Origin of the sequence: Bradyrhizobium sp. ORS 278 (assembly GCF_000026145.1) — a bacterium.
Taxonomy (GTDB): domain Bacteria; phylum Pseudomonadota; class Alphaproteobacteria; order Rhizobiales; family Xanthobacteraceae; genus Bradyrhizobium.
The window spans coordinates 2341213-2350576 of record NC_009445.1 but is presented as its reverse complement, the minus strand read 5'-3'; the positions used below and the strand labels follow the sequence as shown (position 1 = coordinate 2350576).

Below are 9364 nucleotides of genomic sequence, written 5' to 3'. Positions count from 1 at the left end.
CACTTTTGAGTCGCCGACGCATCATAATGTAACATGGTTACATCCCCACCCGGATGTCTCCCCCTATCCGGATCGCAGCAAACTGGAAGTTGGATCAGCGCGAATGTCTCTCGATGCGAGCGTAAGATCCGGCCGGGGCAACACGTCGTCTGATCTGAGTGTTCGAAAGTCCAGCCCAGCGCGTCGGCCGATAGGCACCTACGCACGAAGACGCGATCAGGGCAGACGTTCATTGCGAAACGGATTCGGGGCAGCTGCGGGGGCGGCATCAAACGTAGGCGGCCGCACCGTGATAGTTGCCCCTGCCGGAGGCGCGGGAAGCGCCGCTGCCAGTCCAGGCGCCCTGCCCGGCGCGAAGGAATTAGCGCCGCCCGCCGGCACCGACGTCATGGTTTGGTTGGGAATGGAAGGCATCACTCTCATCGGAGCCATACCTGATGCCACCGGCATCGCGTTCTCTTTCAAATCGGGGCGCGGAAGATCCAGCAAAGCGCTGTCGAGACCCTTTCCGAGTTCGACCTGGCGCGCGCGCACGGCCCGTAGCACCCATCCATTGTAGCTCTCGCCGGCCTTCAGGCGCACGATGCTCTTGTCTGCCGTGTTCACGAAGAGCCCCAGCCGCTCGCCATCGCTGCTGAGCGCCGTCCCGATCAGGGACAAAGGCGGCTTTTCACGTTCGACCGGCGCCGGCGGCGGCGCGACCGCGACCGGTGGCTTGACGACCGGCGCTGCACGCGGCCGGCGCGAGGCCGAAAACAGCGGACGATCCCGTGTCGCCGTCAGCCGCGCAAGCGGAATGCTCCAGAGAGGATTGGCTGGTGGTTGCGTCCGATCGAGCGCGTCTGGCTGATCCGGGCCCATCTGAGATGTCCCAATCGGCGCAACGTTCTGGAGCGATGGCTCCGCCGCTTTCGGTGCCACGATCTGAGCGGGCTGACCACCAACCTGCCTCGGCGCGATCGTTTGAAGCGATGGCCGCGGCTCGACTTGCTCCGGCACCGGCTGTTTCGACGATCGCTGGAACAAATCGTCCTGCGGGTCAACGATCGCAGGAGCGGTCGCCCACGCCGTCACGCTGAAGGCAAAGACTGTCATCGAGCAGGCGATGGCCCACCGCATTGCCATGATCTCATTCTTTCCGGTCGATCATAGATAGACCTGACCCGCTTGGCATCCCGCGTGATCATTTGTCGTACCGTTCAGTCAAGCGTTGGCGTACAGATATCAGATCACATCATCCGCTTGGATGACAGGGAAACACCACGCAACCTCGGGCACCGCGATCGTCTGGGCTTCCCACCACGCCTCAAAGGACCACAACAAACAATACGCCCGGCTATTCGGCCGGGCGTACCGAGGTCTGAGCTGAAGCAATCAGGTCAGGACTTGCCTCCGATCAGTACGCACCCGCGATCGTGGCGCAGCCACCATTGCCGGTCTGAGCCGGACCGACGGCCGGGTCGCTCAGCAGCGTGTAGGTCTCGATCAGCCACGCCGACGGCACCTTCGCAAAGCCGTTGGCTTCAAGAATGTCCTTGGCGTTATTGCTGCCGTAGAGATAGTCCAGCCAGGTGCGGAACCAGATGAAGCCGTTGTTGCCGTTGGCGTGGTTCGCGTAGCACTGGTACATGTGAATCCAGGTGAAGCCCGAGATCGGATAGGAGTCGGGCAGCACCGGGTTCGGGACGACGCCCTGGAGGCTCCAGGCCAGCGGATTGGTGCGGGTCGCGGCCGAGAACTGCGGAACAGCCGAGGCCATGGCGTTGGAAGCACCCGCCGGCGTTGGCGGCTGGAACTTGCCGGTATTGTTCGTGATATCCCACTGTGCCTGCAGGTTCGCCGTCTTCAAGCCATTGGTCTTGACTGGCAACCAGAAATCCGCGGAGGCATAGCCCATGGCGCCATTGGTGGACGTCACGGCCGAAACCACGCCGCTGCTGCCAGATCCGCCAGCGAACGTGCCGCCGCCCGGGTTGGAGATTACGGTGCCGCACTGATCGGTCGTGAATTGATCCGGCCAGTTCAGCTGGTTGGCGCCGCGGGCGACCGGACGCGGGCATGCGCCCGAGCGGTCGGTCCAGGGCAGAGCGTAGGAGACCGTGGTCGTGTCGGTCTCGTTGTTGGGGCCGATCTCGAACTGGCACTGGGTGGCGAGCGCATTCGAGAACAGGAAGGTGGTGCCGCTGCCGTCGGTGCGGTGCACGAAGGTGATGTTGCCGGTGCCGAGCACGCCGCCGTTGAGCGCCGTCAGGATCGGGTTGTTCCACTTCGTGATGTGGCCGGACACAATGCCGCACAGCGCGTTGCGCGACAGGTTGAGGCCACTGCTGCCGCCGGCCGGCGTCGCAGGCAGAATGTTGAGCGCAGCGCCCGCTCCGTCCTTGCCGTTGAAGCCGATCGCAACCGGACCGACCAGCGCCGGGATCGTGATCATGTTGCCGAACTTGGCCGGGTTGCCGGCGGCGTTCCAGGCGGCGATATCGCTCGCGGTCGCGACGTCGTCGCTGCCGGCGAACTGCACACCATCATAGTCGCTGATCGTGTTCACACCGATCGTCGAGTCGGTGTAGGGAACGGTGTTCGACGACGACGGCGTCGTGATGCTGGCCTTGTCGTTGGTACGCAGAACCAGCTTGCCGTTGCCCGAGCCGGTCGGAGCATAGAGGATGCCGCCGCCAAAGCCGCTGCCATTGAAGCCGGTGCAGGCCGTCGCCTTGGCCAGCGGTCCCGGCAATCCAGCGCTACCCTGCACCTGATTGTACAAACAATCCATCAGCTGGCGATAAGCGATCGAGGGGAACGTCGCGCCGGCGCCGAAGGCGTACGACCCGGCATGTGCCGAGTTCGAGGCAACGGCGGCGCACGCAAACGCAGCCGAGCCCATGATAATAGCATTTAAGTTGCGCATTTAGATTCTCTCCATGCTTCGGGGTACGGCTCCCACCGAACCCGGCGGCAACCTAATCGAGTTATGTGAGCCTTTCGTTTTTGTTTTGTGACTTATGATACACGTTACGTTATCTCTGTGGATCATCGTGGTATCGGCTTACGCGCTCCATCGGGACTCAGCTGCGGTCGTAGCTGTCACCGAGCTGTCGTCGCCGGATCACAACGCCGTCAAGGTCCTTTCGGTATGACGTCGCGCGTCTGCCGTGGGCTGAAGACCAAGACGCAGCGCATGACACCGACCGTCATGTCGGAGTTCTGGCACGGCATATCAGCATGAGATGAGCGGGGCTCTCGCTGCACGCGAGATGTTATAAAATGGATGTATCGAGCTTCATGATGCGCAGATCACTCGCCATTCGCACGCATTTCGTCGTTGCCTGCCTTGCCGCCAGTCTCGGCGCGACCGAAATCGCGCGCGCCGAGCAGGCCTCGGCCGACCCGGTCATCGCGACGGTGAACGGCTCGGAGATCCATGAGAGCGAGCTTGCAATGGTCGATGAGATCGTCGGCCGCAACCTGCCGACGCAGGACCGGATCGAACGCCGCGACACGATTTTGAAGATGATGATCGACACCATCCTGCTGTCCGACATTGCCCGCGAACGCAAGATCGTCGACGAAGCCGACATCGCGCGCCGGACGACTTTCGCTCGCAATCAGGGACTGATGACGCAACTCCTGCGCGAGGTGGGCCAGCGCGCCGTGAGCGAGGAGACGGTCCGCAAGGCCTATGAGGACGTGGTCCTGAAGGCGGCGAGCGAGCAGACCGAAGTCCACCTGCGTCATCTCGTGTTCCTGACGAAGGATGCTCCCGACGATGCGGCACGGAAAGCCATCGAGGCACGTGCCCAAGCTGCGCTCGAGCGGCTCAAGAAGGGCGAAGACTTCGCGGCTGTCGCCACTGAAACCTCGGATGATCCCGTCACGAAATCACGCGGCGGCGACTTCGGCTGGAGAATCCGACCCGAGCTCAGCAAGGAATACGCGGATGCAGCCTTCGAAATGAAAAATGGCGACATTTCGCCGCTGATCAAGACCGGCGTTGGACTGCACATCATCAAGCTCGAGGATCGCCGCACCCGACGGCCACCTGAATTCGACACGGTGCGCGAGCGGGTCGCGGCGATGGTCTCGGCGACAGCTCAGATCGAACTGGTCGACAAGGCGCGTGCTGCCGCCAAAATCGAACGCTTTGACGGAGGCGCTTCGATTGCGCCGACGGCGCAGCCCAGCAAGAAGTGAGCGAGAGGTCGGTCCTGGACGGGTCGATCGCATCCTCCTGCCCAATCTAGCGGACACGCATCCGACATGACGCTTGCCGTCGTCATCCTGACGCACAACGAAGAGCGCCACATTGTCAGGGCGCTCGCTTCGGTCGCAAAGATTGCGACCGAGATCTTCGTGATCGACAGCTTCTCCAGCGATCGCACCGTCGAGCTTGCGAGGGTAACCGGTGCAATCGTGCTGCAGAACAAGTTCATCAACTATGCCAGGCAGTTCCAGTGGGCCCTGGACAACGCGCCGATCACTGCGGCATGGGTGATGCGCCTCGATGCCGATGAAATCATCGAAGGTGATCTCGCGGCCCGCATCAAGACCGAGCTGCCGCGGCTTCCCGAGGATGTCGTCGGTATCAATCTCAAACGGAAACATATCTTCCAGGGGAGGTGGATCCGCCATGGCGGGCGATATCCGCTGATACTTCTCCGAATCTGGCGCAGGGATCATGGACGGATCGAGAATCGCTGGATGGATGAGCACATGCTGCTCTGGGGCGGACGCACCGTCACATTCGAAGGTGGGTTCTCCGACCACAACCTCAATGATCTCACTTTCTTCACCGAAAAGCACAACAAATACGCGACGCGAGAGGCTGTCGACGTCATCAACCAGCGTCGCCGTCTGTTTCCGAGCGACACAGCCCTGCCCGCTGAAGGGTCTCGACAGGCAGCGATCAAACGCTGGGTCAAAGAGACGATCTACAACAATATTCCATACCCGATCAGCACCACTGCCTATTTCCTCTATCGCATGATCTTCCAGCTCGGCTTCCTCGACGGCAAGGAAGGGCTCGTGTATCATACGCTTCAGGGGTTTTGGTACCGCTTTCTCGTGGGCGCCAAGGTCTCGGAGATCGAGGCTGCCATCCGCGGTCTCAAGGATCCCGCAGCGATCCGCGGCGAGTTGCGGCGCCTGACCGGTCTCGCGATCGACCCCTGACAAGGCATTCGGAGCCGCAGGTATGCGACATCTTGGGGCTGTTGTTGCTCTGCAGCTCATCACGTTATTCCCGTTGAGCGCTCAGCCGATGATATTCTGGTTCAACGATCCCGTCGGGCCGGACGACACCGTTATTGTCGAAGGATCGGACCTCGACGAGATCACATCAGCCAGCATCCGCAGCATCTCGGATCAGCCCGCCGAGCAGACGGCTCGTCCCGAGCTCGCGCTCGAACTGCTGCAGAGGCAGAAGACGTCATTGAAATTCATTGTCCCAAAGGATCTGGGCGAAGGTACCTATCGCTTCTCACTCAATGCACCTGCGGGTACGATCGACGGCCGCCTCAATGTGCCGACGGTTTACTGGACGCAAGGCAGCCTCGGCCGCGAAGTCGCACCGGGCGGGCGGCTCGACATCTTCGGCCGAAACATCGTCCGTCGGCCGGAGCGTACGCGTCTGCTCATGATCGCGGACGAAGGCGGCACGACCGTCACGACGTCGCTGCTGAAAGGCGGGCTGTGGCGCGGCTCCTTCCGTGTGCCCGAGGCGGTACCAAACGGACGCTACCAACTCCGGCTTTTCAACGGAGACGGAGCAGACCAGGACGGGGTGGACGCAGGCTCCATCACTTTACGAAGCCTCGATCCGAAGCGAGCGCCGTCGTTCGACATTCGGGCCTATGGTGGCAATGGCGACGGCCGCGCCGACTCGTCCCGCGCGATGCGCGCGGCGCTCGCCGCAGCGGCGGAGTCCGGCGGGGGAACGGTCTATATCCCGCGCGGTCGCTATTTGATGTCGGAGACTATCGTCATCCCGCCCGGAGTCACGTTGAAGGGCGAAGGCATCGACCTCGTCAATCTGGTTTGGCCGGACTTTCCCGTTCCGCCTCCCTCGCTGATCCAGGGCCAGTTCCGCTTTGCGATCGAGGACCTCACCATCTATGCCTCGAACCATCTTCACGTAATCAGCGGCGGCTTCGTGTTCAGGGACACGATCGTTTCGAATGCCGGCGACATCGCCGTCAGACGCGTGCGCATACGCGCCTCGGCTTACCGAGGTCAACAGGATCTGGAAACGACCATCGCACGCATGCGCGAGTTTCGGCAGCTGTTTCCCGGTGGAGGCCCTGACACCATCCGCTTGACCGGCAACCGGCTCGAAGTCGTCGATTGCGATATCCTCGGCACCGGGAATTCCATCCACCTGATCAGCGCCAGCGACGCCGTGATATCCCACAACGTCCTGTATAACGGCCGCGACGGCAACTACGCCCTGCGCGGATCGCGCCGGGTCATCTTTGAAGGCAATACCGTCATCGGCGCGGATCTGCAGGCAACGGGAGGAGGCATCACGACCTTGACCCGTTCTGCAACCGGTTCCGCGAACATCTTCATCGGCGGCAATACATTCAAGTTCATTCATGGCTGGGACCGCGAGGCGGCGACATCGGACGGTCCCGGCGGGTACTATCATGGTCACGCCCTCAGCAAAGCTCCGAACCTGATTGAGCTGCAGGATGACGCATCGCCCTCCAGCGCAACAGCCGATTGGACCGGCGCACTCCTAATGGTCATGAACGGCCCTGGCGAGGGACAATACGCCCACATTGCATCCTTTCATCGTGGCTCGCCTGGCGGTAGCGTGAATCTTGACGAACCCCTTCGGTATCCGCTGGATGCAACATCCGAGATCGTCGTCGTTCAGGGCCACGAGAACTATTTGGTCGTTGACAACGTCTTCGAAGACACCGGAGTCTCCGCGCAATGCTTCGGCACCGGCCTTGGCCACATCTTCGCTGGCAATCGCTCCAACCGCACGAGCGGCTTCGCCGTCGTGGGCCTGTCCTATGGCCAGCCACAGGCATGCTGGCGCGTGCAGATTCTCGATAATGAGACCGATGAGGGAAATGTCTATCGAGCGGGCCCCGACCGAGATGTCTTCTCGAACGAAGCGATGATCTTCGTGCGCGCCAATCAGACCGCCACCGGGGCGGGCCGCCCGCCGCTGGTCCGCGGCGTCATCATCCGAAACAATCGTATGCGCCACGATGCCCAGATCAGAATCGAGGGATTTTCGACAGCCTCCCCCGGTATCCGCGACGTCGTGGTCGAAGGCAACGCCATCGGGCCATCGCGCGTCGGGCTGACCGTCGACCGCGGCGTGGCTGACTGGCTTGCACGCCGAAATCTCATTGCGCCACGAATCCAGAAATGATGCGACGGCTCTGCGGAGATGGATCGACCGCCAACCTCCATCCAGCCGCTGAGCGGAGGTGTGACTCCTACCTCCTCGGCCGGACAGTCACGCGGCTGATATGATGCAATGATATTGGCCACCTCCGATATTGTTACATTTCGGTAGCGTGGCCAACCGGGTATCTGGAAAATCGTTCATGAGCGCGATTCTGGGGCTCAACATCAATCATCCCGATGCGTCCGCTGCTCTCATTCTGGACGGACGGGTCGTGGCCGCCGTCATGGAAGAGCGCTTCGGCCAAAGGATCAAGCACGACCCTTCCTTTCCCGAGCACGCGATCCGTTCCGTTCTGGCGATCGGGGGCATCTCGGCAGCGGAGCTCGACTATATCGCAGTCGCCCGCGACACCAGCCAGAACCGCGCAGCCAAGATCTCCTATGTCCTGCAGAACCCGATTTCGGGCGGTATGGCTGCGTTCGAGCATTTCCGACGCGCCCGCTCGGACCTCGGTGTCGAGGCTCAGGTGGCACTGGCCTGCGGCCTCGCTCCGGACGCATTGAAAGCGAGGCTCGTGAACGTCGAGCACCATCTCTCGCACATCGCCAGCGCTTATTATTGCTCGCCATTCGACGGCCTCACCGCCGGATTTTCTTATGACGGCAGCGGCGACTTCGTCAGCGCCATGGCCGCCCGCTGCGAAGGATCACGCATCGAGGTACTCGATCGCGTACGACTGCCCTCCAGCCTCGGCTTCTTCTACACGGCTTGTTGCCAGTTCATCGGGTTTGATCAATTCGGCGAGGAATACAAGGTCATGGGCCTCGCCCCCTATGGTGAGGATCGTTTCGCCGAAGCGATGCGCAAGCTCGTCGTCACGCATGACGATGCCTGGTTCAGCCTCGCCGACGGTTTCTTCGGCATGCACCGCGGCGGACACGATGCCAAGCTCGACGGCGACAACAGGATGAAGATGCTTCGTCTCTATTCGGACCGCTGGCGCGATCTGTTCGGCGAGCCACGCAGCCGCACCGAGGCGCTGTCGCAACGTGACATGGACATCGCTCGCTCGTGCCAGGTCCGGTTCGAGGAAATCGCCCTGCACTGCTTCAATCGGCTGCAACACTTGGTGCCGACTAGCCAGATCGCCTATGCGGGAGGCTGCGCACTGAACGGCGTGATGAACGCCCGGCTGCTGCGTGAGACCGCGTTCGATCGGGCCTACATGCAACCGGCTTCCTCGGACGACGGTCTCTCCGTCGGCGCGGCGCTGTGGACGTGGCATAACGTCGCCGGCGGCGGCGAGCGCTTCCACATGCAGCATGCCTATTGGGGCCCGGACCATTCGCAAGCTGCAATGCTGCGCGCCGCTGAGGCGACGGGAGCGCCGATGCGGGAATTGCCTCTCGTGCAGGTACCGCAGGCCGTCGCGCGCCTGATCCATGCGGGACTCGTGGTCGGCTGGTATCAGGGCCGGTCCGAATGGGGTCCTCGTGCACTCGGTAATCGATCGATCCTCGCCGACCCCACCAAGGCCGACATGAAGGACATCATCAACGCCAAGATCAAGCGCCGCGAGAGCTTCCGGCCGTTTGCGCCCTCGGTATTGCGCTCGGCAGTCACGACCTATTTCGAGCAGGACGTCTTCAGCCCATTCATGATGCACGTCGTCAAGCTGAAGCCTGAATGGCGGCCCCGCCTGCCGGCGATCACGCATGTGGACGGCACGGGACGGTTGCAGAGCATCGATCGCGACACCAATCCGCTCTACTACAGCGTCATCGAGTGTTTCGGTCAGCTATCCGGCGTACCGATCGTGCTGAACACCAGCTTCAACGAAAACGAGCCGATCGTCGACACGCCCCAGCAGGCCGCCGACTGCTTCATGCGCACGGGTCTCGATGCGCTCTGTCTCGGTCCCTACCTGCTGGTCAAGGGCGAGCATCTGCATGAGCTTGCCAACGCGTGCATGGAAAGTTCGGTCGCCCTGCCCTCATAGGT

The 9364-nt window shown here is 62.0% G+C and carries 7 protein-coding genes; 4 read left to right on the top strand and 3 right to left on the bottom strand.

Annotated features, from left to right (window positions below; all coding sequences use genetic code 11):
• Positions 1–216 precede the first annotated feature (216 nt).
• The 3 genes from BRADO_RS33280 to BRADO_RS35720 all read right to left on the bottom strand — a co-directional run bounded on the left by BRADO_RS33280 (position 217) and on the right by BRADO_RS35720 (position 3527).
• Positions 217–1119: a hypothetical protein gene (locus tag BRADO_RS33280; RefSeq protein ID WP_050780983.1), complete on the bottom strand. Its 903-nt coding sequence runs from the start codon at positions 1117–1119 to the stop codon at positions 217–219.
• 277 nt (positions 1120–1396) lie between these two features.
• Entirely contained in the window at positions 1397–2908 is a 1512-nt protein-coding gene (locus BRADO_RS10390; RefSeq protein ID WP_011925275.1) for a substrate-binding domain-containing protein, read from the bottom strand.
• Between the two features lie 349 nt (positions 2909–3257).
• Positions 3258–3527, bottom strand: coding sequence for a hypothetical protein (locus BRADO_RS35720; protein WP_244423004.1), 270 nt, complete (start codon positions 3525–3527; stop codon positions 3258–3260).
• Here BRADO_RS35720 and BRADO_RS10385 point away from each other — a divergent pair.
• The 4 genes from BRADO_RS10385 to BRADO_RS10370 all read left to right on the top strand — a co-directional run bounded on the left by BRADO_RS10385 (position 3511) and on the right by BRADO_RS10370 (position 9362).
• Complete coding sequence (locus BRADO_RS10385; protein ID WP_244423003.1) at positions 3511–4191, top strand: peptidylprolyl isomerase; 681 nt, start codon at positions 3511–3513, stop codon at positions 4189–4191. The genes BRADO_RS35720 and BRADO_RS10385 overlap by 17 nt on opposite strands.
• A 66-nt stretch (positions 4192–4257) precedes the next feature.
• Complete coding sequence (locus BRADO_RS10380; protein WP_011925273.1) at positions 4258–5169, top strand: glycosyltransferase family 2 protein; 912 nt, start codon at positions 4258–4260, stop codon at positions 5167–5169.
• 22 nt (positions 5170–5191) lie between these two features.
• Complete coding sequence (locus tag BRADO_RS10375; protein WP_011925272.1) at positions 5192–7384, top strand: glycosyl hydrolase family 28-related protein; 2193 nt, start codon at positions 5192–5194, stop codon at positions 7382–7384.
• Positions 7385–7562: 178 nt separating this feature from the next.
• A complete protein-coding gene (locus BRADO_RS10370) occupies positions 7563–9362 on the top strand; it encodes a carbamoyltransferase C-terminal domain-containing protein (protein ID WP_011925271.1) in 1800 nt (599 codons plus the stop codon).
• The last annotated feature ends 2 nt before the right edge of the window (positions 9363–9364 follow it).